Here is a 24,297-nt window from a genome sequence, read left to right as displayed (position 1 = left end):
CATGACAGCAGCACCCCAGTCGAACCGGCGCCTCCGGACGGCCACCGCGGCCCCCGTCCGCGACGCGTCGCGCACCATCCGCGTGCCCTGGCGCGCCGCCTCCGTCGCCCAGGTGCGCCGCGCGGTCGTCGAGGACCTCGAGGGCCGCGACGTCTCCGCCACCGTCGTCGACGAGGCCGAGATCGTCGCCTCCGAGCTGGTGTCCAATGCCATCCGGCACGCCCGACCCCTCTCCGACGGGATGCTGCGCGTGCACTGGAAGGTCAAGGCCGGCGTCGTCGAGGTCGAGGTGACCGACGGCGGCAGCGACACCACCCCGCGACCGGCGCCGCGCACCGTGTGGGCGCCGTCGGGCCGCGGGCTGCGGATCGTGCGCAGCCTCGCGCACGAGTGGGGCGTGACCGAGGACCGCACGGGCTCGACCGTCTGGGCCTCGCTCGGCGGCCCGTCCCGGCGCCGCAGCCACTGACGCCTGCCGACCCAGCGCGTCCCGCACGCCCGCCGCGGCAACCCGGCCCGACCCCCTAGGGTTTGCGGCATGGGTAAGGCATCACGGCGCCGCAAGGGCGCAGACACCGGCTCGCGTCCCGCTCGCGTCGAGCCCGCCCCGTTCGTCGCGCGTCCCTTCGAGGGGCTGCCGAACGAGACCGACTGGGTGGCCATGCGCGAGATCCTGCCGGCGGCGACCGCGACGGTCCGGTTCGCGAAGGGCAAGGCGCCCGAGGGCGCGCCCGAGGAGGTCACCGTGGCGACGGTGCTGCCGATGGCGTGGCCGGGCCTGCACCGGGCCGACGGCGCCGTGCTGTTCAGCACCCAGTCCGGTTCGGTCTCCGGCGACGCCTCCCGCGACCTGGCGACCTCCCTGCTCGCCGCCGCCGAGGCCGAGCAGGGGGTCCCCGTGGTGCACACGCCCGGCTCCACGGCCGACTCGCCGCGCCTGCAGGACCTGCTCGACACCACCGCCGAGCTGGAGGTGACGGTCCACGACGGCTTCGAGTTCTGGGTCGGCGACAGCGAGCTCGACGAGGCCGCGCAGGAGTCGCTCGACCGCGCCAACGAGTCCGTCATCCCCACGGTGCGCATGGCCGGCACCCCCTCGGCCTACTGGTGCCGGATCGGGGAGCGCACCCACATCCGCCTCGTCCTGCCCGACGACGAGGACGTCGCGACCGACGCCCTCGCGCGGCTGCGCGCCGCCGGCGACGACGCCGTCGGCGCCGGCACCCGGCTGCTGGGCGCGTTCCGCGCCTGCGGCCTACTCGTGCCCGTCTGGGACCTCGACCCCGACAAGGAGGCCGCGGACTACGAGGACGAGCTCGCCCGGTTCATGGAGCGGTATGCCGCGGTGCTCGGCTCCGACACGCCCCTCACCCCCGAGGAGCGCCGGGCCCGGTCCGGGCTGCTGAGCCGCCAGGTCACCCTGCGCTGACATGACCTCCCCCTCCGCCGGCGTCGCCGCCGTCATCCCGGCCAAGGACGAGGCCGACCGCGTGGCCGCCACCGTGCGGGCGGTCCGGGCCCTGCCGGGCGTGGACCTCGTCGTGGTCGTCGACGACGGCAGCTCGGACGCGACGGCCGAGGTGGCGCGGGAGGCCGGGGCCGAGGTCGTGCGCCACGCCCGCAACCGGGGGAAGGCGGCCGCGATGACGACCGGCGCCGGGTGGGTCGCCCGGCACGAGGCGGTCGAGGGACGCGTCGGCGGGTCGGACGAGCGGCGGCCGCTGCTCTTCGTCGACGCCGACCTCGAGGACTCCGCCGCGAACCTCGGGGTGCTGGTCACCCCCGTGCTCGAGGGTGCGGTCGACATGACCATCGCGACCCTGCCCCCGCAGCGGACCCCCGGCGGCGGCCGCGGCTTCGTCGTGCGCCTCGCCCGCGGCGGGATCGAGGAGCTCACCGGGTTCGTGGCGGCGCAGCCGCTGTCGGGCATGCGGTGCCTGACGCGGGCCGCGTTCGACGCGGCCAGCCCGCTCGCCCGCGGGTGGGGCGTGGAGGTCGGCCTCACCGTCGACGTCCTGCTCGCCGGCATGCAGGTGCGCGAGGTGCCGTGCGAGCTGCACCACCGCGTCACCGGCACGGACCTGCGCTCCCAGCTGCACCGTGCCGCGCAGTACCGCGACGTGGGACTGGCCCTCGCCCGGCGCCGGGCGCGGCGCCGGTTCCGGTAGGGCCGTACCTCCCGTGGCGGCACGGCTCCGGCGGGGCGAGGGCTCCCCCGCGGACGCGGACGTCCCGTGGACGCCCAGGCGGGCGCTCGCGGCCGGCCTGCTCCTGTCGGCGGTCCTGCTGCTCCTGCTCGTCGGCATCGCCGGTCCCAGCGCGGCGAAGCCCCCGCTCGGCCCGGGCGGCCACGAGCTGCCGTGGGCCCCCGGGCCCTGGCTCGTCACGGTCCTGCTGTGGACGGCATACGTCCTCGGGACGCTCGGCGTGCACCTGCACCTGCGCTGGGGGCTGCCGACGCGCGGGCCGTGGACCTGGGTGCTCGCGCTGCCGGTCCTCGCGGTCGGCACGGGCTGGGTCACCGCGTTCGGGTCGGCCGACCACACGAACTACGCGGCCTACGGCCGGATCGCCGTCCTCGGCGGCGACCCGTACCTCACGCCGCCCAACGCCTGGCCCGGACACGACCCGGTCATCTCGGCCGTCCGACCCCCGTGGGACGGCACGCCGAGCATCTACGGCCCCTTCGCGACCCTGCTCCAGGAGGCCGCCTCCTGGGCGGGTGGCCCGCACCTGCGGGCCACGGTCGGCTGGTGGCAGGCCCTCTGCCTCCTGGCCTTCCTCGCCGTCGCTGCGCTGCTCGAGCAGTCCGGGGCGAGCCGCCCACGGGTGCTCGCCCTGTGGCTCGCCAACCCGCTGGTGCTCGGGCTCGCGGTGTTCGGGGCGCACGTCGACGTCGTCGCAGCGGCCCTCGTCGTCCTGACGCTGTGGGCGGCGCCCCGCAGCGCCGTGGTGGCCGGGCTCTTCGCCGGCATCGCCGTGTCGACCAAGGTGACGGCCGCCGTCGTGGTCGTCGGCGTGCTGGTCGCGTGGTGGGTGCACGAACGCCGCGGCTGGGGGTCGCGCTCGGCGCGGTTCGCCGGGGGCGTCCTCGTCACCGCGGTGCCGCTGCACTGGTGGGCCGGGCCGCACGTCTTCGACCAGCTCGAACGGGCCCGGCGCTCGATCTCGCTGGCGACCCCGTGGCGGCTGGTCTACCAGCTCGTCGACGGCCCCCTGGGCGGGTCGGCGGCACGCACCCTCGTGACGGTCCTGTCCGTCGTCGTGGCGCTGCTCCTCGTCGTCGTCCTCGGTCGGCTCACCCGTGGGCTGGCTCCCGCCACGGTGCTGGGCACGGCGACGCGCTGGACGTTCGTCCTGTCGACGGCATACGCCCTCTCCGCCGCCTACTCGCTGCCCTGGTACCTGCTGCTCACGTGGGCGACCCTGCCGCTGCTCGGAGCGAGCGTCCTCGACCGGGCGCTGCTCGTGCACCTGCTCGCGGCGACCCTCGCCTACGTGCCAGGGCGGGTCGAGGGAATGACCGCGACGGTCCAGCGCGTGACGCTGTGGGTGCGCCGGGTGCCCGTGCCGTATGCCGTGCTGCTCGTGTGGGCGTGGCTCACACGCGCCGCATGGAGCGGGTCGTCGCGGTCGAGCGCGCCTCGTCCTCCAGCGTCCGCACCGCCACGGCGATGATGAGCGGCACCGCGATGATCGCGCCGTTGGCCGGGATCGCGACTCCGGAGTCGTTGATGGCGAACCCGATCGTGAGCGTCACGAGCAGCGCGATCAGGCCCGGCCGCAGCGTCGGCAGCGCGTCGTAGGAGCGCTGCAGGGCCCGGGACCCCCACGAGGTCGGGCGGGCGAGGATGTAGATGACGAAGACCAGCGCGATGGGCACGAGCAGGGCGAGCCGGTAGTTGCCGAAGAGGATGCCGATGTTCTGGTCGAGCTTGCGCATCACGATGTCGCCGGCGGTGCCGTTGCCCAGCGCCTCGAAGAACTGGCCGAGGTGCGACTGCTTGTCAGCGGGCCTCAGCGAGTCGAGGAAGGCGACGAGCAGGAAGAGCCCGACGGTCACGCCGCCGACGAGCAGTGCCCGGCGCCACGTCATCCGGATCCCCAGGATGGCCAGGACGAGGTAGGCGAGCCCGGGCAGCAGGGCGGGCGGGCCGCCGCCGTCGGCGCCCCAGGCGGGCAGCCCGTCGACGACCACGGCGACGAGGCCGATCGCGGCCGCCGCGACAGCGGCGAGCCTGGTGTGGCCGCGGCGGACCAGCGAGCTGGAGGCTGCGGTGGCGAGAAGGAGCGCGGCCGTCGCGAAGAGCGCGAACGTCACGTTCCCCATGCCGTAGAAGCGGCCGCCGACCACGGGCTGCAGGCCCATCAGCGAGGAGTTCTGCAGCCTCGACCCGGTCATGACGTCGATCCCGAGCACGAGCATCGTCGCCAGCGTCACGACGGAGAGCGGCCCGGTGAGCCGACGCGACCAGGGACCGAGCAGGGCGACGGCTGAGATGGCGGCCGTGAAGACGCCGACGGCCGCCACCACCCCGACCATCGGCACCGGGAAGCGCCACCACGGGACGAGGTTGGCCAGGAAGGTCGAGGCCGGGACCGCCGCGGCCACGACGGCCACGCGACGGGTGATCCGCAGCAGCTTCAGTCGCAGCCCGATGGCCCCGAAGTCCCGCCGCCAGACGATCGCTGCGAGCAGGTAGATCGCGATCTGGGTGTAGACGACCGCGTTGAAGAACGGCGGCACGAGCGAATGCACCTCGTGGCTCGCGGCGTCGAAGTCGACGAGGTGCCGCAGCCGGTCGCGGGCGGCGGACTCGGAGTTCGACCCCTCCTCGCCACGGCTCAGGGCCTTGCCGCCGAGCCCGCTGGGGGTGTCCACCCCCGCTGCGGAGAGCAGGGTCACGGTGAGGTCGGCCGACTGGACCAGGCCGTTCTGGCGCGTCGACGGCGAGTACAGGGTGCCCGAGCCGTAGTGCGGGCCCTTGGCTGCGACGAGCCGCAGCCGTTCCTGCGACCCGGCGTCGGACAGGCTCGCCACGATGACGTCGGAGCCGTTCGGGGCCGCCTTGAGCACCTGGCTGATCCGGTCGTCGACCGCCTTCGCCTGCTGGGCCCGGTTCCCCGGCGTGCCCGGCGACTCGCCCTTCGGCAGCTCGGCGGGGTCCCGGACCGCGCCGACGTCGACGAGGGTCACCCGGCAGCGGGAGAGCAGGCCGGTGAGCTGCCCGGCGTCGTACGCGGCATACCGGGGCACGGATCCGGACGTGTAGGCGGCGCCGACCCCGGCGCCCGGCCCGATCGCCTGGACGCACTGGCCGCTCGTGGCGAGCGTCTCGCCCAGGGTCCCCAGGGTGCTGTCGAACTTGCGGGCGTCCGCTTCTCGCACGTACGAGTCCCAGCCCGGGACGACACCGCTGTCGACCTCCGGGATCGCCGGGCACGGGTCGGAGGTGCCGCGGTCGGCGCCCTTGGGCCCGGGTGCGGCGGCGCGGTTGCCGGCGGAGAGGCTGAGCCAGCCGTCGACCGGGCACGTGTTGGTGAAGACCGAGCGCACCGACAGGGCGGCCGTCGAGCCGTCGCGGAGCATCGACCACAGGGCCGGGGTGTTCTGCTGGTCGACGTCGGTCCAGGTCAGGCCGCCCGTGCCGACGAGGATGACCGGGCCGGTGGGGGTGCTGTCGGCGGAGGGCGTGGCTGCCGGTGAGGCGGAGGGTGAGGTGGCCGGCGCCGCCGGTGCGGCGGCTGGTGCGGCGCTCGCGGCCGACGCCGTGCCCGCGCCCACGACGAGCACCGTGAAGAGGCCGGCGAGCAGGGTCAGGGCGCGGCGGGTCACCCGTACAGGCTACGGGTCCGGTCACACGACAGAATGCGGGTGTGACTCCCCTGCGCCGCATCGCCGCCTGGCCCGCCCGAGCCCGGTGGGCGCTGGCCGTCGTGCTGGTGCTCCTCGCGGCGTCCATCCCGGTCCTGCGCTACCTCGTGTACTGGCCGGTCGACCAGTGGCAGGTCGACGTCGAGGTCTACCGCGAGGCGGGCGTCTCCATCCTCACCGGCCGGCCGGTCTACTCGGCGATGACCGAGTCGCCGCAGCTGCTGCCCTTCACCTACCCGCCGTTCGCGGCGGTGCTCGCGATCCCGCTGGCCTTCATCCCGTTCGGCGCGGTGGGCTGGCTGTGGACCCTCGCGCAGGTGGCCGCCACCACCGCGATCGTCTGGTATGCCGGGTGGCGCCTGCTGCACCGCACGGGTCCGTGGATGCCGATCGCCCTGGCGCTGCTCACCGCCCCGATGATCTGGCTGCACCCGGTGTCCGACGGCATCCGGTTCGGGCAGGTCAACGCGTTCATGGTGCTGGCCTGCCTGATGGACCTGCGCCAGCCGCGGCCGGGGGTGCTGCGACGGGTCCCGCCGGGCGTGCTCGTCGGCCTCGCGATGTCGATCAAGCTCACCCCCGGCGTCTTCGTCGTGCACTACCTGGTCAACCGGCGCTGGCGCGAGGCGATCACCGCGGTCGTCACCGCGGTCGTCGTGACCCTGGGGTCGTGGGTGCTGCTGCCCGAGGCGTCGTTCGCCTTCTGGGGCGGGGCGCTGCAGGACCCGACCCGGCTGGGCCCCAACGCCGGCACGTCGAACCAGTCGATCCGGGGCTTCCTGCTGCGGGTGGGCCCGGAGGGCCTCGCCGGCAACGTGCTGTGGCTCGTCCTCGTCGCCGTCGTGGGGACCATCGGCTACCGGCTGGCCCGTCGCGCCTACCGGGCCGGGGACTCGATCAGCGAGGTCGCGGCCGTCGGCCTGATGGCCGTGCTGCTGTCGCCCGTCGCGTGGATCCACCACCTGCACTGGATGGTGGTCGTCGTCTTCGCCGTGCTCGGGGCGAACCCGCTGCGCGACCGCCGCCGGATCTGGGCCGCCGGTGCGATCACCGGGTTCTTCCTGTGCCGGATGCCGTGGTGGGGCATCTCGTGGCTCAACCACCCCGACTGGCCGCGCTGGATCGGCCGGGTCCTGCAGAACGCCGACACCTTCGGCTCGCTCATGGCGCTGGGCCTGCTGTGGTGGGCGCTGCACCTGCGCGAGCCGGGGACGACCGGCGGCGACGAGGGCGACCCGGGCCGCGGGGCCGACGTCAGCGAGCACGAGGTCCTCACCGCCCGCACCTGAGACACGCTCGTCTGCGCACAGACCAGCGTGTCACTGCGCTCTGATCCGCTCCGCGCGCACTGCCACGCCCATGTGTGCACAGACGAGCGGGTGTGCCCCGGTGGCAGGGACGCTCGTGCGTGCGCAGACGAGCGGGTGTGCCCCGGTGGCAGGGACGCTCGTGCGTGCGCAGACGAGCGGGTATGCCGCGGCGCGGCCGAGCGGGCCCGTCAGGCGTGCGGGGCGGACACGACGCCGAGGATCTCCAGCGTGGTCAGGGCTGCGAGCAGGAGGCAGACGACACCGCCCACCCGGCGGATCGTCGTCAGGTGGACCCGCGCCAGCAGCGCCCGGCCGATCACGGCACCGAGCGCGGACACCGTGGCCAGGGCGAGGAACGCGCCGAGGAAGACCGACAGCGGCTGGTGGAACCGCAGCACCATGTTCGCGGTGAGGAGCTGGGACAGGTCGCCCCACTCGGCGAGGAACAGCACCGAGAACGAGACCGCGATCGCCTTGAGCCCGACGGCCGTCGCGGCGCCCTTGTGCGCGAACTCCTCCTCGGTCTCCTTCTCCTCCTCGTCGGCCTTCTTCGCGCCGCGCAGCAGGATCACGCCACCGGCGAGGAACATCAGGGCCGCGAAGACCTCGACCGGCCGCTTGGGGAGGTTCGCGAGCAGCCCGCCGATGACGACGGCCACCAGGGTCTGCACGAGGAAGGCCAGCGACACCCCGATCCACACGAACAGCGGGCGGAACCGAGTCGCGAGCACGAGCGTGGCGATGAACGTCTTGTCCGGCAGCTCCACGACGAAGATGGCGGCGAAGACGATGGCGATGGTGGCGAGGTCGAGGTCCATGGCGCGTCGACCCTATCCGGGTGGCGCCCCTACGCTGGCCGGTGTCCGCCGCACCGTCCGCGAGGTGGCCACGCCCGACGGCCACCCCACCGGATCCGAGAGGGTCGCCCCATGACGACGTACGCGTACCTCGGCCCCGAGGGCACGTTCACCCAGATGGCCCTGGCCGCGTGGGGGCCGTCGCAGGGGGCCACGCACCGGCCCTGCGGGTCGGTGGACCAGGCACTCGCCCTGCTGCGCTCCGGCGAGGTGGACGGGGCAATGGTGCCGATCGAGAACTCCGTCGAGGGCGGGGTCAGCGCGACCCTCGACGCCCTGGCAAGTGGCGACCCGCTCGTCGTCACCGCCGAGGTGCTCGTGCCGATCACGTTCGTGCTGGCCGCCCGACCGGGCACGCCGCTCTCGGCGGTGCGCGCCGTCGGCACCCACAGCCACGCGTGGGCGCAGGTCCGCGGCTGGATGGGCGAGCACCTGCCGGATGCCGCGTACGTGCCGACGCTCTCGACCGCCTCCGCCGCGGAGGGCCTGGCGCTGCACGGCGACCGGGACGGCGGACGGGGTAGCAGGGTCGGCCTTCGGGACGGCGGTCCGGACTCGGACACGGACCACGGCCCCACCGCCGGCGAGCGGCCGGCATACGACGCGGCGGTCTGTGCCCCCGTGGCGGCGAGCAACCACGGCCTGGAGGTGCTCGCGGAGGGGATCGGCGACAACGCCGCGGCGGTGACGCGGTTCGTCATGGTGGCGCGTCCGGGGCGGTTGCCCGAGCGCACCGGCGCCGACAAGACGACCCTCGTGCTGTTCCAGCGCGAGGACCACGCGGGTGGCCTGCTCGAGCTGCTCGAGCAGTTCGCCGTGCGCGGGATCAACATGTCGCGGCTGGAGTCGCGGCCGACCAAGGCGTCGATGGGCTCGTACTGCTTCTCGATCGACATCGAGGGACACGTGCTCGACGAGCGGGTCGGCGAGGCCCTGCTCGGGCTCAAGCGGGTCTGCGCGGAGGTGCGGTTCCTCGGCAGCTACCCGGCGGCGCACGGCACTGCGGTGCAGGTCAGCCCGCAGACGACCGACGAGGCGTTCGGCAGCGCCCGCGCCTGGCTCCGGTCCCTGCGCACCGGCGACGCGTGACCCCGACTTCCCGGCTACTTCTTCTGGCGCCAGGCGCGCTCGAAGGGAAGCCGCCACGCGTGCGGCGCGATGAGCTGGTGGATGGCGTTGGGACCCCACGAGTCGACCGGGTACGGCTTGGACTCCGGCGGGTCGTCGAGCAGCGGCTGCGACCGCTCCCACAGCGACTCGATGCCCTCGGCGGTCGTGAACAGGGTGTGGTCACCGCGCATCGCGTCGAGCATGAGCCGTTCGTACGCCTCGAGCACGTCGGCCGCACGGTCGGTCTCCTCGGTGGAGAACTGCATCGACAGCTTCTCCAGCCGCATGCCGGGGCCGGGACGCTTGCCGTAGAACGACAGCGACACCTTGGACTCGTCGGCCAGGTCGAAGGTGAGGTGGTCCGGCCCGGCCGAGCCGACCCCGGAGTTGTGCGGGAACATCGACCGCGGCGCCTCGCGGAACGCGATCGAGATGATCCGGGCGCCCTCGGCCATCCGCTTGCCGGTGCGCAGGTAGAACGGCACACCGGCCCAGCGCCAGTTGTCGAGGCCGACCTTGAGCGCGATGAACGTCTCGGTGTCGGAGTCCGGGGCCACCCCGTCGAGGCTGGTGTACCCGGCGAACTGGCCGCGCACGACCTGGTCGGGGTCGATCGGCAGCAGGGACCGGAAGACCTTGTTCTTCTCCTCCGAGATCGCCCGCGGCTCGAGGGCGGTCGGCGGCTCCATCGCGACGAACGCCATCACCTGGAACAGGTGGGTGACGACCATGTCCTTGTAGGCGCCCGTCGACTCGTAGAAGCCGGCCCGCTGGTCGAGCCCGAGGGTCTCGGGGATGTCGATCTGCACGTGGTCGATGAAGTTGCGGTTCCAGATCGGCTCGAACAGGCCGTTCGCAAAGCGGAACGCCAGGATGTTCTGCGCGGCCTCCTTGCCCAGGAAGTGGTCGATCCGGAAGACCTGCTCCTCGGCGAAGGTCTCGTGCACGGTGTTGTTGAGCGCGATCGCGCTGGCGAGGTCGGTGCCGAACGGCTTCTCCATGACGACGCGGGCGCGGTCGACGAGGTCGGCCTCCCGCAGCATCTGCAGCACGGCGACCGCGGCCTTGGGCGGCACCGACAGGTAGTGCAGCCGCAGCGTCTGCGGGCCGAGCTGCTGCTCGGCCTCCTTCACCGCCTGCGCCAGCCGGTCCGGGCCCGCGCCCTGCGGCACGTAGACGAGGCGGTCGTCGAACGCGTCCCACTGCTCCGCCGACAGCTTGTGCGAGCCGAACTCGTCGATCGCCTGCCGGGCGAAGGCGCGGAAGCTCGCGTCGTCGAAGTCCTCCAGGGAGGTGCCGACGACGCGGATGTCGGGAGCGAGGTCGCTCGTGACGAGGTAGGCCAGGCCCGGCAGCAGCTTGCGCCGCGCCAGGTCGCCGGTCGCCCCGAACAGGACGATGACATGCGGGTCGACGGGCTCCAGCGGGCTGCGGCTCGTCACCCGTTCCGTGGCCGGGTAGGAGATCGTCTGTGGGCGGGGCGGCGTGGCTTGCGGCACGCTGTCGATTCTGGCACCGCGCCCCCAGACGCGCAGGAGGGAGAGGGGGCGGTCAGGAGGCCGTGGAGCGGCTCCGTCAGGAGGTCACGGAGCGGGCGGCGTCGCGCACCCGCGCGCCGGCGCCGTCACGCTCCCGGGCTCGGTGGCGGTACCAGGCGTACGCGAGGAGGGCGCAGACGATGCCGTTGAGCATGCCGACGCTGACGTCGGTGACGTGGTGCATGCCGCGGTAGAGGCGGGCGTAGGTGACCAGCAGCGGCAGCAGCAGGCACACGACCGTGGTCAGCACCCGCAGCCAGGTACGCTCGATGCGCTGCGCCAGCAGCGCGAAGGTGAGGTACAGCGCGGTCGAGGCGCCCACGTGGCCGCTCGGGTAGCTCGACGTCGGGGGTGCCGGGTCGAGGTGGCTGACCTTGGGCCGGGGCCGGCCGATGACCAGGGTCGCGAGCACGAAGATGGTGGCCTGCAACGAGATCGCGATGACCGGGACGAGGCTGAACAGCAGGTCCTTGGTGCGCCACAGCAGGATCAGCGACACGAGGATGCACACCGCGATGACGTACTCGGTGTTCCCGATGTGGGACCAGAACATCGTGATGGTGTTCCACGTCGGCGTGCGGTCCGAGGCGAGGGTCTTGTTGACCGACTCCTCGCTCTTCGACAGCCCGGTCAGCGGGCCGGTGATCAGCAGGCCGAAGCCGACGATCGCCGCCCAGACGACTACGCCGGGTGCGACGGCCCGGGTGACGAGCTGGGTGAGGTCCTGCCGAGAAATCCGAGCCATGAGGAGAAGGTAGTGCCCACGCCCAGAATCCACCCGGCGACCACGTCCGAGGCGAAGTGGACCCCGAGGAAGATGCGGTCCAGCCCGACCACCAGCACCACGACGACGGCCACCGTGGTCAGGACCCGCCGCCCCGCCTCCGACAGCAGCGGCCACAGCAGGAACACCATGGCGGTCGCGATGATCGCGACGTTGGCGGCGTGTCCCGAGGGGAACGAGTACCCGGGGGCGTGCGAGATCGGGTCGTCGACGACCGGCCGCGCCCGTTGCACGACGAGCTTGGCGTCGAGGGCGAGGTTCCAGCCCACCATCATCGTGACGAACGCCCACAGCGCGCGGTTGCGCAGCTGCCGGGCCAGCCACGCCCAGAGGCAGACCAGCGTCGCCACGATGTAGAGGACCCACGGCTGGCTCACGGTCTGGAGGACGACCAGGGCACTGCCGGCACCAGCGGCCCGGGTCGCGTCGGTCGCGCGGTCGGCGATCGCGTTGTCGAGGTGCACCAGGGGGTCGAACTTCTGCCGCACGGCATACCCGAGCAGCACGAAGGGCACCGCGAACAGGACCATCGCCAGCGCGCCCCGGCCGAGGCGCACCGCCCGTGAGCGGCCGGCGGAGGCGGGGGCCCCGGTGGCGGTCGGCATCAGTCCGCCGAACCGACCCGGACGACCAGGGCGCCGGGCACGACCTCGGCAAAGATGGCGCGGACCTTGCCGATGGTGTCGCCGTCGACCTGGGCCTCCTGGGGCCGGTCCGCGCGCACGCGGATCTCGCGGCAGGTGTGGTGGTCGACGCGCTCGTGGCCCTTGCGGCGCTGGGTGAGGACCCGCCCGGCCACGGCCGCCCACCCGACGATCCCCTTGGGCGACAGGATGACCACGTCGAGGTGGCCGTCGTCGGCCTCGGCGTCCGGCAGCAGGACCAGGCCGCCGAGGAGCTTGCCGACGTTGCCCACCACCACGGTGCGGGTGCGGCGGGTGAACTCCTCGTTGTCGTCGACCTTGACGCGGACCTTGAACTGCGGCCCGCGCAGGTTGCGGGTGCCCGAGACCATGTATGCCGCGGGGCCGACCTTGGCCTTCAGCTTCTCCGGTGCGTCGGCCATGATCGCCGCGTCGAAGCCGAAGCCGGCCATGACGAGGAACACGTGGGTCTCGGGCCGCTGGTCCTCGCCGCTGGAGTCGACCGTCAGGCGGCCGACGTCGATCCGCTTGTTCTGGCCGGTGAGCGCGACCCGCAGCGCGTCGTCGAGGTCGTCGACCGGCAGGTCGAGGTTGCGGGCCAGCAGGTTGCCGGTGCCGCCCGGCAGGAGGCCCAGGGGGGTGTCCGTGCCGACGAGCGCCTCGGCCACCGCGCGGACCGTGCCGTCGCCGCCGAGCGGGCAGACGAGGTCGACGTCCTCACGCAGGGCCTGCTCGGCCTGGCCGCGGCCGGTGTCCTTGGCCGTCGTCTCGATGAAGAGGGGCTCGGCCCAGCCGTGGTTGACGACCTCGCGGGTGACGCGCTCCTTGACCGAGTCGAGGTCGTCGAACTTCGTCGGGTTGACGATGATCGCCACGCGACGACGGGGTGCCTCGGTCACGGTGCCCTCCGGCCGGAACTCGTTGCGGTGCGGCCGGCGGTCCCAGCGCCGGGCCCGGTGAGCTCCGCGTCGGCGACTGCTGCGCTCCCTCGACCAGGCGGCGATGCCGAGGGCTGCGAGGAGCACGACGGCGATCGCGCCGACCACCACCCACCCGGCATGTTGTTGGAGCACGGGCAGACGCTACCCCAGGGTAGGAGGGGGTGCTGCCATACCGTGGCGGTCATGGACGCCTCCCCCGACCAGCCCCAGGACGGCCTGCCCGATGTGTCCGGTCCGGTGCCGCCCGACACCAAGGACTGGACCTGGACGCTGGAGCACCCGTGCCCGGAGTGCGGATTCGAGGCGGCCGGCGTCACCGCCCCGCAGGTGGCCGAGCAGGTGCTGTCGCTGACCGCCCCGTGGCGCTCGGTGCTGGAGCGCCAGGACGTGCGGGACCGCCCCCGGCCCGACGTGTGGTCGCCGCTGGAGTACGCCTGCCACGTCCGGGACGTCTGCCGCGTCTTCGAGGGCCGGGTGCGCCAGATGCTCGCCGAGGACGGCGCCGGGTTCGCCAACTGGGACCAGGACCGCGCCGCCCTCGACGGCCGCTACGGCGAGCAGGACCCCGCGGTCGTCGCCGAGGAGCTCGTCGAGGCGGCCGTCGCCGCGTGCCGGGCCTTCGAGGAGGTCGAGGGCGACGACTGGCAGCGGACGGGGCTGCGCAGCAACGGCTCGCACTTCACCGTGCTGACCCTGGGCCAGTACATGCTGCACGACCTGGCCCACCACCTCGTCGACGTGGGGGTCGTCCCCAGCGCCGCGGACCGCTGAGCGGGGAGCCGGCGCCGGGCGCGGGTCTCAGGCCTTCTGCGGGTGCCCGGTCAGGGCGGCCGCGCCACCCATCACGAGGAAGATCGAGCCGGAGACGTACTTCTGCCGCTCCACCGCACGCGGGTGGCGGGCAAGCCACTGGCCGATGCCGCCGGCGCTGAGCGCGTAGACGCTGTCGAAGACGGCGCCGATGACGACGAAGATCGCCCCGAGGACGAGGACCTGCGACCACACCGGGCCCGACTCCCGGTGCAGGAACTGCGGGAAGAACGCCACGAAGAAGACGGCCGTCTTGGGGTTGGTGATGCCGACGAGGAACGCGTCGGCGAACGCCCGCCGGGGGTTCGTCACCGGGACGCGGTCGAGGGCGAAGTGGCCGCGGCTGCGGAACTCGCGGACCGCCAGCCAGAGCAGGTATGCCGCGCCGGCGTACTTCACGACGGAGAACGCGACGACCGAGGCGCTGATGACCGCCGACAGCCCGAACGCGGTCGCGACCACCATGAGGGCCGTCGCGGTCTCGATCCCGGCCATCGACGCCAGCGCCAGCCGGCGGCTGCCCTGCCCGATCCCGCGCGAGATGAGGAACAGCATCGCGGGGCCGGGCAGGAGGATCAGCGCGGTGGCGGCGAGGGCGAACGTGCCCAGGGTGGCGGCGGACGGCATACCCCACAGGATCGGACCCCACGCGCACGCGCGGCAACGGGGAATCACGGGGCGGACGCCGGATCGGGGGCGGACGCCGGATCGGGGGCGGACGCCGAATCACGTGGCGGACGCGGCCGACCCCCTCGCTAGGCTGACCCGGTGATCGACATCAAGCTCCTGCGCGAGGACCCCGACCGGGTCCGCGCGAGCCAGCGCGCCCGTGGCGAGGACGAAGGGGTCGTCGACGCGGTGCTGTCCGCGGACGACCGCCGGCGGGCCAGCCTCACCGAGTTCGAGCGGCTGCGCGCCGAGCAGAAGTCGATGGGCAAGCAGGTCGCGCAGGCGCAGGGCGAGGAGAAGCACGCCCTCCTGGCGAAGACCAAGCACCTCGCCGCGCAGGTGAAGTCGCTGCAGGCCGACGCGGACGCCGCCGAGGCGGAGCTCGGCACCCTCATCCGGCAGATCGGCAACGTCGTCGAGCCGGGCGTCCCGGTCGGCGGCGAGGACGACTACGAGGTGCTCGAGACGGTCGGCGAGGTGCCGACGTTCGACTTCGAGCCCCGCGACCACCTCGAGCTCGGCGAGATGCTCGGCGCCGTCGACATGGAGCGCGGCGCCAAGGTCTCGGGCTCGCGGTTCTACTTCCTCACCGGCGTCGGCGCGCGACTGGAGCTGGCGCTGCTGAACATGGGCATCGCCCAGGCGGTCGAGCACGGCTTCACCCCCGTCATCACCCCGACGCTGGTCAAGACCGACGTCATGGCGGGTGCGGGGTTCATCGACAAGCACTCCGAGGAGGTCTACCGGCTCGCCGACGACGACCTCTGGCTCACCGGCACCTCCGAGGTCGCCCTCGCCGGCTTCCACGCCGACGAGATCCTCGACCTGTCGAACGGCCCGAAGCGGTATGCCGGGTGGTCGGCCTGCTACCGCCGCGAGGCCGGGTCGTACGGCAAGGACACCCGCGGCATCATCCGGGTCCACCAGTTCCACAAGGTCGAGATGTTCACCTACTGCCGGGTCGAGGACGCCGCCGCGGAGCACCAGCGGCTGCTCGGCTGGGAGAAGGAGATGCTCGCCAAGATCGAGGTCCCGTACCGCGTCATCGACACGGCGGCGGGCGACCTCGGCGGCCCGGCGGCGCGCAAGTTCGACTGCGAGGCCTGGGTGCCGACCCAGGGCCGCTACCGCGAGCTGACGTCGACCTCGAACTGCACCACCTACCAGGCGCGGCGCCTCAACACCCGTGAGCGCGACCCGAACGGCCAGGGCACGCGAGCAGTCGCCACGCTCAACGGCACGCTCGCCACGACCCGGTGGATGGTCGCGATCCTGGAGAACCACCAGCAGGCCGACGGCTCGGTCGTCGTCCCCAAGGCGCTCCAGCCGTTCCTCGGCCTCGAGGTCCTCCGGCCCGCCTGACCCTCCCGCCGCTTGACCTCCCGCCGCTTGACCTCCCGGCGCTTCCCCGCAAGACGGCAGTTGCTGACGTGAAACGGGACTCCTGAACTGCCGTTTCGTGCCAGCAACTGCCGTGTTGCCCCTTTGTGGCGCGCGGCTAGGTTGGGTGGCGTGACGCAACGACAGCTGCCGAAGTGGTCCGAGCTCAAGCCGTTGCTGCGGCCCAAGCCGCTGCAGCTCGACCCCACGCGGCGACGGCTCGACTCGGCGCTGACCATCGCCGACCTGCGCGCGGTCGCCAAGCGGCGCACCCCGCGCTCGGTCTTCGACTACACCGACGGCGCCGCCGAGGGCGAGATCAGCCTGCGCCGCGCGCGGGGCACGTTCGCGAACCTCGAGTTCCGGCCGGCGATCCTGCACGACGTCTCGGCGATCGACACGACGACGTCCTTCCTCGGGCAGCCGTCCGCCCTGCCGTTCTCGTTCGCGCCGACCGGCTTCACCCGGATGATGCAGCACGAGGGTGAACGCGCCGTGGCCCGCGTCGCCCAGCGCACCGGCATCCCGTACACGCTCTCCACCATGGGCACGACGTCGATCGAGGACGTCGCAGCCGCCGCCCCGCAGGCCCGCAAGTGGTTCCAGCTCTACGTCTGGCGCGACCGCAGCGCCGGCGAGGACCTCATGCGCCGCGCGCGGCAGGCCGGGTACGAGGCGCTCGTCCTCACCGTCGACGTGCCGGTCGCCGGCGCCCGCCTGCGCGACGCCCGCAACGGCTTCTCGATCCCGCCCGCCCTGACGGTGCGCACCGTGGCCGACGCCGCGATGCACCCGGCGTGGTGGCTCAACCTGCTGACGACCGAGCCGCTGACCTTCGCGAGCCTGAGCTCGTGGGACGGCACCATCGCCGAGCTGCTCGACGCGCTGTTCGACCCGACGATGACCTTGGCCGACCTGGAGTGGGTGCGCTCGCAGTGGGACGGCCCGCTGGTCATCAAGGGCATCCAGACGGTCGACGACGCGCGCACCGTCTTCGACGCCGGCGTCGACGCGATCGTCCTGTCCAACCACGGCGGCCGCCAGCTCGACCGCGCGCCCGTCCCGCTGCGGCTGCTGCCCGAGGTGCGCGAGGCGCTCGGCCCCGACAAGGAGGTCATGCTCGACACCGGCGTCATGTCCGGTGCCGACGTCGTGGCAGCGGTGGCCCTCGGCGCGAGCAGCGTCATGGTCGGCCGCGCCTACCTCTACGGGCTCATGGCCGGTGGCGAGGCCGGCGTCCAGCGCGCGGTCGACATCCTCACCGCCGAGGTCCGCCGCACGATGGCGCTGCTCGGCGTCCCCACGGTCGCGGACCTGCGCCCGCACCACGTCCGCCTCCCGTAGGTTCGGGGCATGAAGCCCCACCTCGTCGCGCTCGACGTCGACGGCACCACCATCGACCACGCCGGCGTCCTGTCGCCGGCCGTCCGCGCCGCGGTCCGCGACGTCGTGGCCGCCGGCCACCACGTCATCGTCTCGACCGGCCGCTCGATCGTGGCGACCACCCCGATCCTCGAGGAGCTCGGGATCACGACGGGGTATGCCGTGTGCTCCAACGGCGCAGTGACGATCGAGCTGGATCCCGCCGAGGACAGGGGGTTCCGGGTGTTGGAGGCCGTCACGTTCGACCCGGCGCCGGCGCTCAACCTGCTGCGGGTCGAGTGGCCCGACGCGGTGGTCGCAGTCGAGGAGCTGGGTGTCGGGTTCAAGCTGAGCGCGCCGTTCCCCGACGGCGAGCTCCAGGGCGAGCTGCGCGTCGTGCCGTGGGACGAGCTGGTCGCTGACCCGGTGACCCGCGTGACCTTCCGTGCGCCCGAGGGCACGGCCGAGGACTTCCTCGCCCTCACCGAGCGGATCGGCCTGCACGGGGTCAACTACGCGGTCGGCTTCTCGGCCTGGCTCGACCTCAACCCCGAGGGCGTGTCGAAGGGCTCGGCGCTGGAGATCCTGCGTCGCCGCCTCGACGTCGAGCCGCGGTACACCGTCGCGGTCGGCGACCAGCGCAACGACGTCGAGATGCTCCACTGGGCGGCGCGTGGTGTGGCCATGGGCAACGCCCCCGACGAGGTCAAGGCGGTCGCCGACGAGGTGACCGGCCACGTCGACGACGACGGCCTCCTGCCGGTGCTCCTCTCCCTGCTCGAGGGGTAGCGCGCGAGCGCCGCACCCCCTGCGCCCCCCTGCACGGAGGTCTGCGAGCAGACGCGCGTCCTGCTGCGCGCAGAGCGGATCCGTGCGCAGTGACACGGAGGTGTGCGAGCAGACCCGCGCCCGGGTGACCGTGCCGCGCCGACCGCGCACTGGGTAGCGTGCCGGTATGCGCCACGTGGTGACGGCCGAGGACACGGCCCGGGCCCTCGGCAGCGGCGACGTCGAGGTCCTCGGGACGCCCCGGCTCCTGGCGTGGATCGAGGCGGCGACCGTCGAGGCGGCCGCGCCGCACGTGCCGCAGGGCTCGACGAGCGTGGGCCGGTCGGTCGAGCTCGCGCACCGCAGGCCCACCGCCGTGGGCGCCGCGGTCGAGGTCGTGGCCGACGACCCGGTGGTCGAGGGCCACAGCCTCGTGTTCGACGTCCGGGCGGTGGACGACGATGACCGGCTCGTGGCCGACGGCCGGGTCACGCGCGTCGTCGTCGACCGGGCCCGCTTCGACGCCTGACCCGGCCAGCCACCCGCCCCCGACGCCGACCCGGCAGCCCCCGGCATACGTGCACGCTCGTCTGCGCACAGACTCCCGTGTCTCTGCGCAGTGAGCGGATCCCTGCGCAGTGACACGCGGGTCTGTGCACAGACCCGGGGAGCGGCCACCCCGACCGGCGCGCACCTGACACACTGGGGCGCGCCATGGCTGACCTGCACCTCACCTCGCCCGCCAACCCGCGTCTGAAGTCCCTCGCCGCGCTGCGCCGTCGCCGCGGCCGCGAGGAGTCCGGCCGCACGCTCGTCGAGGGGTACGAGGAGCTGTCCCTCGCCCTCGACGCCGGTGTCCTGCCCGAGTCGCTGTACTACTGCCCCGAGCTGATGCTCGACCCGGCGAGGCAGACCCGCGTGGTCGACGAGGTTCGGGCCCGGGGCGTCGACACCGTGCAGGTGTCGCGGGCCGCGTTCGAGAAGGTCGCCTACCGCGAGGGGCCGGACGGGTTCCTCGCCGTGGTGCCGGCCGTGACCCGCACCTGCGCCGACCTCGAGCTCGGGCCGAGCCCCCTGGTCGTGCTCTGCCAGGGCGTGGAGAAGCCCGGCAACCTCGGCGCGATGCTGCGCACCGCTGACGCCGCCGGGGCCGACGCGGTCGTGGCGGCCGACCCGGTGACGGACTGGGGCAACCCCAACCTGGTGCGGGCGTCCAAGGGCACCGTCTTCAGCGTCCCGGTCGCCAGCGACAGCACCGGGGACACCCTCGCCTGGCTGGAGGCCCACGGCATCGCCCTCGTCGCGACGACGCCGGACACCGACCTGCTGCACACGGACGTCGACTACACCGGGCCGGTCGCGATCGCCGTCGGCGCCGAGAAGTACGGCCTCACCGACGAGGTGCTGGAGCGCGCGACGCACCGGGTCCGGATCCCGATGGCGGGCAAGGCGAACTCGCTCAACGTGGCGACATCGGCCGCCATCGTCATCTACGAGGCGGTGCGCCAGCGCGGCCTCGAGGGGGCCGCGTCACAGTAACCCCACCCGTGTCAGGAGCACTCCTGGGCGTGTGTCACGATGTCGGGTATGCGAGTTGACCACGTGTCGTATGCGGCGGAGCACGACGGTCTGCAGGCGACCGCGGAACGCCTGTCGAAGCTGATCGGCGTCGAGCCGGTCGACGGCGGCATCCACCCGCGGTTCGGCACTCGCAACGTGATCCTCCCGCTGGCGCACGACCGCTACGTCGAGGTCGTCGAGGTGCTCGACCACCCCGCCTCCGACAAGGCGCCGTTCGGCCAGGCCGTGCGTGCCCGGTCCGAGAACGGGGGCGGCTGGCTCGGCTGGGTCGTCGCCGTCGACGACATCGCGCCGGTGGAGAAGCGGATCGGCCGCCAGTCGGTCGAGGGCAACCGGCACCGCCCCGACGGCGTCGAGCTGCGCTGGCGCCAGCTGGGGGTCAAGGGCCTCATCTCCGACCCGCAGCTGCCGTTCTTCGTGCAGTGGCAGGACAAGTCCCTGCACCCGTCGGTCGGCGCCCACACCGACGTGACGATCGAGGGCCTGCAGATCGCTGGCGACCCGGCCCGCGTCCGCGAGTGGCTGGACCTGCCGCCTGAGGGCACCTCGACCGTCATCGACTTCACCTTCGTGGCACCGCACGGCACCCCCGGGCTGCTCGCCGTCACCTTCGCGACCCCGACGGGCCCCGTCACCGTCTGACGCGCACCCCTCCCGACGCCCCGCCCGGCTCGACCGGCGCGGGGCGTCGTCGTCTCCGGGGGCCGCCGACGCCCCTGATCGGACGTCTGCGCACAGACCAGCGTGTCATTGCGCATGGATCTGCTCAGCGCGCAGTGGTACGGACGTCTGTGCACAGACCAGCGTGTCCGGAAGGGACAGGCGCCGGCGACCGTGGCCTTGAGCCCCGCCTCTCTACGACGAACGCGCGACCCGGGGCGGTCCCCGTCGCCCTAGCGTGGGGAGGCCGGTCACGTGCCCCTGGCCGGCGCCAGCGCCCGAGCAGGAGGGGCCGTGGACGAGACACCCGCACACCCCGTCCCGCCGTCGGTGCGCGCCCAGGTCCTCGCCACCGAGCACTGGTCCCTGCTCGCGACCCGCAGCATGACGTGGTCGGAGGTCATGAGCCGCATCACGATCCACCTCACCGTGACCTCGGCCTCGCTCGTCGTCCTGGCCCTCGTCGCTCAGGCGACCGGGTTCGGGACCGGCTTCCGGGTCATGGCGATCGGGCTGGCGGCATACTCGCTCGTCCTCGGCACCCTCACCGCCGTCAGGGTCCACAACGCCAGCCACGACGACGCGGCCATGGTCATCGGGATGAACCTCCTCCGTGCCGCCTACCTCGAGCTGGACCCCGGCATCGCCCCCTTCCTCGTCGCCGGCACCACGGGGGACCGCGCGGGCCTCATGCGCACCTACCTCATGGGGTCGCGGCGCTCGACGTTCAGCCACGTCGTGGCGAGCACCGTGATGTTCATGAATGCCGTGAACACCATGGTCGCGGGCACGCTCGGGGCGCTCGTGGCGTATGCCGTCGGGGCCGGCACCGTCGGCACGACCGTGGCCGGGGTGCTCGCCGCCGTGGCCCACCTCGGCGCCATGGTGGAGTGGGGCCGCCGCACGTTCGGGGTGGACCCGCCCCGTGCCGGACCGGGCGGGGTCCCCTAGCTCGCGGGCGGCCGCTCCTGCTCGGCCACCAGCCCGCGGATCGAGGGCAGCTGCGCGAGCCCGTTGACGACCACGGAGAAGACGAGCAGTGCCAGCGCCCACCCGTGGTGGCCGGCCACCCACAGGCCCACTGACGCGAGGCCGAACACGAGCACCTTCACCACGCGGCGCACGACCGGGCCGCCCCACCGCGCGCGGGGCGACGCGAACGCCCACCACACCGCGACCACCACCACCGGTGCGAGGACGGCCAGCGGCCAGCCCCCGGCATGCGAGCCCCAGACCCCGGCGGCCACCGCGGCCAGGACCTCGTCGAGGAAGACGAGCGCCAGCACCATCCATCCCAGTGCGGCCACGCGCGTCCTCCTTCGTCCACCCGGCCCCGTCAGCCGATTCGTCCGGTCGTCCGGCCGGTACGTCGACCCGGCCCCTGGGCCGGCTCGTCGACCGGCTCCTGCGGTCAGTCGACGTCGAGCAGGTCGACCAGCTGCGGCGCCACGCCGACGTACGTCTGCGGGGTCATCGCCGAGAGCCTCGCGGCCACGTCGTCGGGCAGGCCGAGGCCGGCCACGAACGCGCGCAGGTCGTCGCCGGTGATGCGCCGGCCACGGGTCAGCTCCTTGAGCCGCTCGTACGGGTTCTCCATGCCCGGGACCCCTTGCGCCCCCAGGGCCCGCATGGCCGACTGCACCGGCTCCCCGAGCACCTCCCAGTTGGCGTCGAGGTCGGCGGCCATGGCGGCGGGCACGGCGTCGAGCCCGGCCAGGCCGCGCAGCACGTTGTCGAGCGCGAGCAGCGAGTGGCCGAACGCCGTCCCGATGTTGCGCTGCATCGAGGAGTCGGTGAGGTCGCGCTGCAGCCGCGACTGCACCAGCGTCGAGCCGAGCACGTCGAGCAGCGCGTTGCTGACCTCGAGGTTGGCCTCGGCGTTCTCGAACCGGATCGGGTTGACCTTGTGCGGCATCGTCGAGGACCCGACGGTGCCCTGGCCGCGCACCTGGGCGAAGTAGCCCATCGAGATGTAGGTCCAGACGTCGGTGCACAGGTTGTGCAGGACCCGGTTGAACCGGGCGACGTCGGCGTACAGCTCCGCCTGCCAGTCGTGGCTCTCGATCTGCGTCGTCAGCGGGTTCCAGCGGAGCCCGAGGGACTCGACGAACTCGCGGCTCAGCGCCGGCCAGTCCGCCCCGGGCACGGCGGCGAGGTGGGCCCCGAAGGTGCCGGTGGCGCCGTTGAGCTTGCCGAGGTACTCCGCGCCGCGGATCCGCCGCAGCTGCCGGCCGAGCCGGTGCGCGAGGACGGCGAGCTCCTTGCCCATGGTGGTCGGCGTCGCCGGCTGCCCGTGGGTGTGCGCCAGCAGCGGCACGTCGCGCAGGTCGGACGCCATCGTCGCGACGGCCTCGACGAGCTCCGTCGCCCGCGGGAGCCAGACCTGCTCGACCGCGCCCTTGACCATGAGGGCGTAGGAGAGGTTGTTGACGTCCTCGCTGGTGCAGCAGAAGTGGATCAGCTCGGCCAGGCCGCGGTCCTCCGGGGCGGGAGCGATCGCGGTCAGCCGCCTCTTGAGGAAGTACTCGACCGCCTTGACGTCGTGCTGGGTCTCGCGCTCGATCTCGGCCATTTCCGCGATCTCGGCCGCCCCGAAACCGTCGACGACCCCCCGCAGCGCGGCCTTCTCGTCGGCGGTGAGCGCCCGAACGCCCGGCACGACCCCGTGGTCGGTGAGGAACACCAGCCACTCCACCTCGACCCGCACGCGCTCGCGGTTGAGCGCCGGCTCCGAGAGGTGGTCGACGAGGGGTGCCACCGCGCCGCGGTAGCGGCCGTCGAGGGCGCCGAGGGCGATGGGCGGGGTCGCGTCAGCAAGCGAGGCCATGGCCCACAGTGTCCCAGAGCGCCGGAGCGCGTATGCCGCGAGGTGCCGGCTGTGGGACGGCCCGGTCCCGTCGTCGTCGACGGGCGTCTCGCGCCGCGGTCCGCTGGGGGTGCCGCGGGCGGGCACGCGGCATACGGTCGGGACCATGCGCTACACGACCCTCGGCAACTCAGGCACCGTCGTCTCCACCCAGTGCCTCGGCACCATGACCTTCGGGGCGGAGGCGGACGAGCAGACCTCGGGCCAGATCATGGACGCCTTCGCCGAGGCGGGCGGGACGTTCCTCGACACCGCCGACGTCTACAGCTCGGGCACGTCCGAGGAGATCATCGGCCGCTGGCTGAAGGCCCACCCGACCGAGGCCGGACAGGCCGTCATCGCGACCAAGGGCCGCTTCCCCATGGGCGACGGCCCGAACGACCTGGGCCTGTCGCGCCGCCACCTGCGCCGGGCCCTCGACGACTCGCTGCGCCGGCTCGGGGTCGAGCACATCGACCTCTACCAGATGCACGCGTGGGACGCGGTGACCCCGCTGGAGGAGACGCTGCGCTTCCTCGACGACGCCGTGGCCGCCGGCAAGATCGGCTACTACGGGTTCTCCAACTACCTCGGCTGGCAGGTCACCAAGGCGGTCCACGTCGCCCGCGCCCACGGCTGGGCTCAGCCGGTGACGCTGCAGCCGCAGTACAACCTGCTCGTGCGCGACATTGAGCACGAGGTCGTCCCCGCGTGCCTCGACGCGGGCATCGGACTGCTGCCGTGGTCGCCGCTCGCGGGTGGCTGGCTGACGGGCAAGTACCGGCGCGACCAGCAGCCCGAGGGTGCGTCCCGCCTCGGCGAGGACCCCGAGCGCGGGATGGAGGCGTGGGGTCCGCGCAACGAGCAGGAGCGCACATGGGCCGTGGTCGACGCGGTGCGCGAGGTCGCCGACGCGGTGGGGGCCACCCCGGCGCAGGTCGCGCTCGCGTGGGTCGGCGCCCAGCCGGCTGTCACCTCGGTCATCCTCGGCGCGCGGTCGGTCGAGCAGCTGCGCGACAACCTCGCCGCGGCCGACCTCGACGTGCCGAAGGAGCACCTCGACCGGCTGACCGACGTCAGTGCGCCGCGGGCCGACGACTACCCCTACGGCACCGCCGGCGTCGCCCAGCGCGAGCGGAAGCTCACCGGCGGGCGCTGATCCC

24 protein-coding genes are annotated in these 24,297 nt (G+C 73.3%); 15 read left to right on the top strand and 9 right to left on the bottom strand.

Translation table 11 applies throughout. From position 1 onward, the window contains the following. The first annotated feature begins 1 nt into the window (after position 1). From ACFUC1_RS04840 to ACFUC1_RS04825, 4 genes are all read left to right on the top strand, one after another. Positions 2-469, top strand: coding sequence for an ATP-binding protein (locus ACFUC1_RS04840; protein ID WP_379117167.1), 468 nt, complete (start codon positions 2-4; stop codon positions 467-469). A 69-nt stretch (positions 470-538) separates the two neighbouring features. Continuing rightward, positions 539-1,429: a DUF5926 family protein gene (locus ACFUC1_RS04835; protein ID WP_379117164.1), complete on the top strand. Its 891-nt coding sequence runs from the start codon at positions 539-541 to the stop codon at positions 1,427-1,429. 1 nt (position 1,430) lies between these two features. Continuing rightward, positions 1,431-2,168: a glycosyltransferase gene (locus tag ACFUC1_RS04830; protein WP_379117163.1), complete on the top strand. Its 738-nt coding sequence runs from the start codon at positions 1,431-1,433 to the stop codon at positions 2,166-2,168. Positions 2,169-2,181: 13 nt separating this feature from the next. After that, complete coding sequence (locus ACFUC1_RS04825) at positions 2,182-3,678, top strand: hypothetical protein (RefSeq protein ID WP_379117161.1); 1,497 nt, start codon at positions 2,182-2,184, stop codon at positions 3,676-3,678. Here ACFUC1_RS04825 and ACFUC1_RS04820 read toward each other — a convergent pair. After that, a complete protein-coding gene (locus tag ACFUC1_RS04820) occupies positions 3,602-5,836 on the bottom strand; it encodes a hypothetical protein (protein WP_379117158.1) in 2,235 nt (744 codons plus the stop codon). The genes ACFUC1_RS04825 and ACFUC1_RS04820 overlap by 77 nt on opposite strands. A 41-nt stretch (positions 5,837-5,877) precedes the next feature. Here ACFUC1_RS04820 and ACFUC1_RS04815 point away from each other — a divergent pair, with 41 nt between their 5' ends. Then, on the top strand, positions 5,878-7,164 hold the full coding sequence (locus ACFUC1_RS04815) for a glycosyltransferase 87 family protein (RefSeq protein WP_379117156.1): 1,287 nt from the start codon (positions 5,878-5,880) through the stop codon (positions 7,162-7,164). A gap of 209 nt (positions 7,165-7,373) precedes the next feature. Here ACFUC1_RS04815 and ACFUC1_RS04810 read toward each other — a convergent pair whose 3' ends face one another. Then, the gene (locus tag ACFUC1_RS04810; protein WP_379117154.1) at positions 7,374-8,003 is read right to left on the bottom strand and encodes a TMEM165/GDT1 family protein; all 630 of its coding nucleotides are present in this window, start codon (positions 8,001-8,003) and stop codon (positions 7,374-7,376) included. A 111-nt stretch (positions 8,004-8,114) separates the two neighbouring features. Here ACFUC1_RS04810 and ACFUC1_RS04805 point away from each other — a divergent pair, with 111 nt between their 5' ends. Then, a complete protein-coding gene (locus ACFUC1_RS04805) occupies positions 8,115-9,131 on the top strand; it encodes a prephenate dehydratase (protein ID WP_379117151.1) in 1,017 nt (338 codons plus the stop codon). 14 nt (positions 9,132-9,145) lie between these two features. Here ACFUC1_RS04805 and zwf read toward each other — a convergent pair whose 3' ends face one another. From zwf to ACFUC1_RS04785, 4 genes are all read right to left on the bottom strand, one after another. Further along, a complete protein-coding gene (gene zwf / locus ACFUC1_RS04800) occupies positions 9,146-10,594 on the bottom strand; it encodes a glucose-6-phosphate dehydrogenase (RefSeq protein WP_379117213.1) in 1,449 nt (482 codons plus the stop codon). 133 nt (positions 10,595-10,727) lie between these two features. Then, positions 10,728-11,435, bottom strand: coding sequence for a phosphatase PAP2 family protein (locus tag ACFUC1_RS04795; protein WP_379117149.1), 708 nt, complete (start codon positions 11,433-11,435; stop codon positions 10,728-10,730). Then, entirely contained in the window at positions 11,372-12,079 is a 708-nt protein-coding gene (locus ACFUC1_RS04790; RefSeq protein ID WP_379117147.1) for a phosphatase PAP2 family protein, read from the bottom strand. Before ACFUC1_RS04790 ends, ACFUC1_RS04795 begins: the two co-directional genes overlap by 64 nt. Continuing rightward, on the bottom strand, positions 12,079-13,191 hold the full coding sequence (locus ACFUC1_RS04785; RefSeq protein WP_379117145.1) for a diacylglycerol/lipid kinase family protein: 1,113 nt from the start codon (positions 13,189-13,191) through the stop codon (positions 12,079-12,081). Before ACFUC1_RS04785 ends, ACFUC1_RS04790 begins: the two co-directional genes overlap by 1 nt. Positions 13,192-13,242: 51 nt before the next feature. Between ACFUC1_RS04785 and ACFUC1_RS04780 the strand changes: the two genes are divergently transcribed. Next, positions 13,243-13,830 (top strand): DinB family protein, encoded by a 588-nt coding sequence (locus ACFUC1_RS04780; RefSeq protein WP_379117143.1) that lies wholly within the window; start codon positions 13,243-13,245, stop codon positions 13,828-13,830. A gap of 27 nt (positions 13,831-13,857) precedes the next feature. Here ACFUC1_RS04780 and ACFUC1_RS04775 read toward each other — a convergent pair whose 3' ends face one another. Next, complete coding sequence (locus ACFUC1_RS04775; protein WP_316007071.1) at positions 13,858-14,496, bottom strand: LysE family translocator; 639 nt, start codon at positions 14,494-14,496, stop codon at positions 13,858-13,860. Between the two features lie 141 nt (positions 14,497-14,637). Between ACFUC1_RS04775 and serS the strand changes: the two genes are divergently transcribed. From serS to ACFUC1_RS04740, 7 genes are all read left to right on the top strand, one after another. Further along, a complete protein-coding gene (gene serS, locus ACFUC1_RS04770) occupies positions 14,638-15,900 on the top strand; it encodes a serine--tRNA ligase (protein WP_379117141.1) in 1,263 nt (420 codons plus the stop codon). Positions 15,901-16,050: 150 nt separating this feature from the next. Continuing rightward, on the top strand, positions 16,051-17,262 hold the full coding sequence (locus tag ACFUC1_RS04765) for an alpha-hydroxy-acid oxidizing protein (protein WP_379117139.1): 1,212 nt from the start codon (positions 16,051-16,053) through the stop codon (positions 17,260-17,262). Positions 17,263-17,271: 9 nt separating this feature from the next. Further along, the gene (locus tag ACFUC1_RS04760; protein ID WP_379117137.1) at positions 17,272-18,069 is read left to right on the top strand and encodes an HAD family hydrolase; all 798 of its coding nucleotides are present in this window, start codon (positions 17,272-17,274) and stop codon (positions 18,067-18,069) included. A gap of 166 nt (positions 18,070-18,235) precedes the next feature. Next, entirely contained in the window at positions 18,236-18,577 is a 342-nt protein-coding gene (locus ACFUC1_RS04755) for a thioesterase family protein (protein ID WP_379117135.1), read from the top strand. Positions 18,578-18,762: 185 nt separating this feature from the next. Then, positions 18,763-19,587 carry a TrmH family RNA methyltransferase gene (locus ACFUC1_RS04750; RefSeq protein WP_379117133.1) on the top strand — a complete coding sequence of 275 codons (825 nt, stop codon included), beginning with the start codon at positions 18,763-18,765 and terminating at the stop codon, positions 19,585-19,587. A gap of 48 nt (positions 19,588-19,635) precedes the next feature. Beyond that, the gene (locus ACFUC1_RS04745; protein ID WP_379117131.1) at positions 19,636-20,271 is read left to right on the top strand and encodes a VOC family protein; all 636 of its coding nucleotides are present in this window, start codon (positions 19,636-19,638) and stop codon (positions 20,269-20,271) included. A gap of 312 nt (positions 20,272-20,583) precedes the next feature. Further along, positions 20,584-21,240, top strand: a complete 657-nt coding sequence (locus ACFUC1_RS04740; RefSeq protein ID WP_379117129.1) for a hypothetical protein — start codon at positions 20,584-20,586, stop codon at positions 21,238-21,240. Here the strand turns inward: ACFUC1_RS04740 and ACFUC1_RS04735 are convergent. Continuing rightward, positions 21,237-21,596: a DUF2568 domain-containing protein gene (locus tag ACFUC1_RS04735; RefSeq protein WP_379117127.1), complete on the bottom strand. Its 360-nt coding sequence runs from the start codon at positions 21,594-21,596 to the stop codon at positions 21,237-21,239. The genes ACFUC1_RS04740 and ACFUC1_RS04735 overlap by 4 nt on opposite strands. Positions 21,597-21,700: 104 nt before the next feature. Further along, complete coding sequence (purB, locus tag ACFUC1_RS04730) at positions 21,701-23,116, bottom strand: adenylosuccinate lyase (protein WP_379117125.1); 1,416 nt, start codon at positions 23,114-23,116, stop codon at positions 21,701-21,703. 145 nt (positions 23,117-23,261) lie between these two features. On the opposite strand from purB, the gene ACFUC1_RS04725 reads away from it, so the two are divergent. Continuing rightward, complete coding sequence (locus ACFUC1_RS04725; RefSeq protein WP_379117123.1) at positions 23,262-24,293, top strand: aldo/keto reductase; 1,032 nt, start codon at positions 23,262-23,264, stop codon at positions 24,291-24,293. Positions 24,294-24,297 lie beyond the last annotated feature (4 nt).

It is taken from the genome of Pedococcus sp. NPDC057267, assembly GCF_042668795.1.
Lineage (GTDB): Bacteria > Actinomycetota > Actinomycetes > Actinomycetales > Dermatophilaceae > Pedococcus.
Note: the sequence above shows the minus strand (reverse complement) of the source record. Positions and strands in the feature narration are given on the sequence as shown.

What these genes read in the sequence shown, in the direction of transcription:
- ACFUC1_RS04840 (WP_379117167.1), top strand. Translation starts at nt 2, where the DNA reads ATGACAGCAGCACCCCAGTCGAACCGGCGCCTCCGGACGGCCACCGCG.
- ACFUC1_RS04835 (WP_379117164.1), top strand. Translation starts at nt 539, where the DNA reads ATGGGTAAGGCATCACGGCGCCGCAAGGGCGCAGACACCGGCTCGCGT.
- ACFUC1_RS04830 (WP_379117163.1), top strand. Translation starts at nt 1,431, where the DNA reads ATGACCTCCCCCTCCGCCGGCGTCGCCGCCGTCATCCCGGCCAAGGAC.
- ACFUC1_RS04810 (WP_379117154.1), bottom strand. Translation starts at nt 8,003, where the DNA reads ATGGACCTCGACCTCGCCACCATCGCCATCGTCTTCGCCGCCATCTTC.
- ACFUC1_RS04805 (WP_379117151.1), top strand. Translation starts at nt 8,115, where the DNA reads ATGACGACGTACGCGTACCTCGGCCCCGAGGGCACGTTCACCCAGATG.
- ACFUC1_RS04795 (WP_379117149.1), bottom strand. Translation starts at nt 11,435, where the DNA reads ATGGCTCGGATTTCTCGGCAGGACCTCACCCAGCTCGTCACCCGGGCC.
- ACFUC1_RS04790 (WP_379117147.1), bottom strand. Translation starts at nt 12,079, where the DNA reads ATGCCGACCGCCACCGGGGCCCCCGCCTCCGCCGGCCGCTCACGGGCG.
- ACFUC1_RS04780 (WP_379117143.1), top strand. Translation starts at nt 13,243, where the DNA reads ATGGACGCCTCCCCCGACCAGCCCCAGGACGGCCTGCCCGATGTGTCC.
- ACFUC1_RS04775 (WP_316007071.1), bottom strand. Translation starts at nt 14,496, where the DNA reads ATGCCGTCCGCCGCCACCCTGGGCACGTTCGCCCTCGCCGCCACCGCG.
- ACFUC1_RS04760 (WP_379117137.1), top strand. Translation starts at nt 17,272, where the DNA reads ATGAAGCCCCACCTCGTCGCGCTCGACGTCGACGGCACCACCATCGAC.
- ACFUC1_RS04755 (WP_379117135.1), top strand. Translation starts at nt 18,236, where the DNA reads ATGCGCCACGTGGTGACGGCCGAGGACACGGCCCGGGCCCTCGGCAGC.
- ACFUC1_RS04750 (WP_379117133.1), top strand. Translation starts at nt 18,763, where the DNA reads ATGGCTGACCTGCACCTCACCTCGCCCGCCAACCCGCGTCTGAAGTCC.
- ACFUC1_RS04745 (WP_379117131.1), top strand. Translation starts at nt 19,636, where the DNA reads ATGCGAGTTGACCACGTGTCGTATGCGGCGGAGCACGACGGTCTGCAG.
- purB (WP_379117125.1), bottom strand. Translation starts at nt 23,116, where the DNA reads ATGGCCTCGCTTGCTGACGCGACCCCGCCCATCGCCCTCGGCGCCCTC.
- ACFUC1_RS04725 (WP_379117123.1), top strand. Translation starts at nt 23,262, where the DNA reads ATGCGCTACACGACCCTCGGCAACTCAGGCACCGTCGTCTCCACCCAG.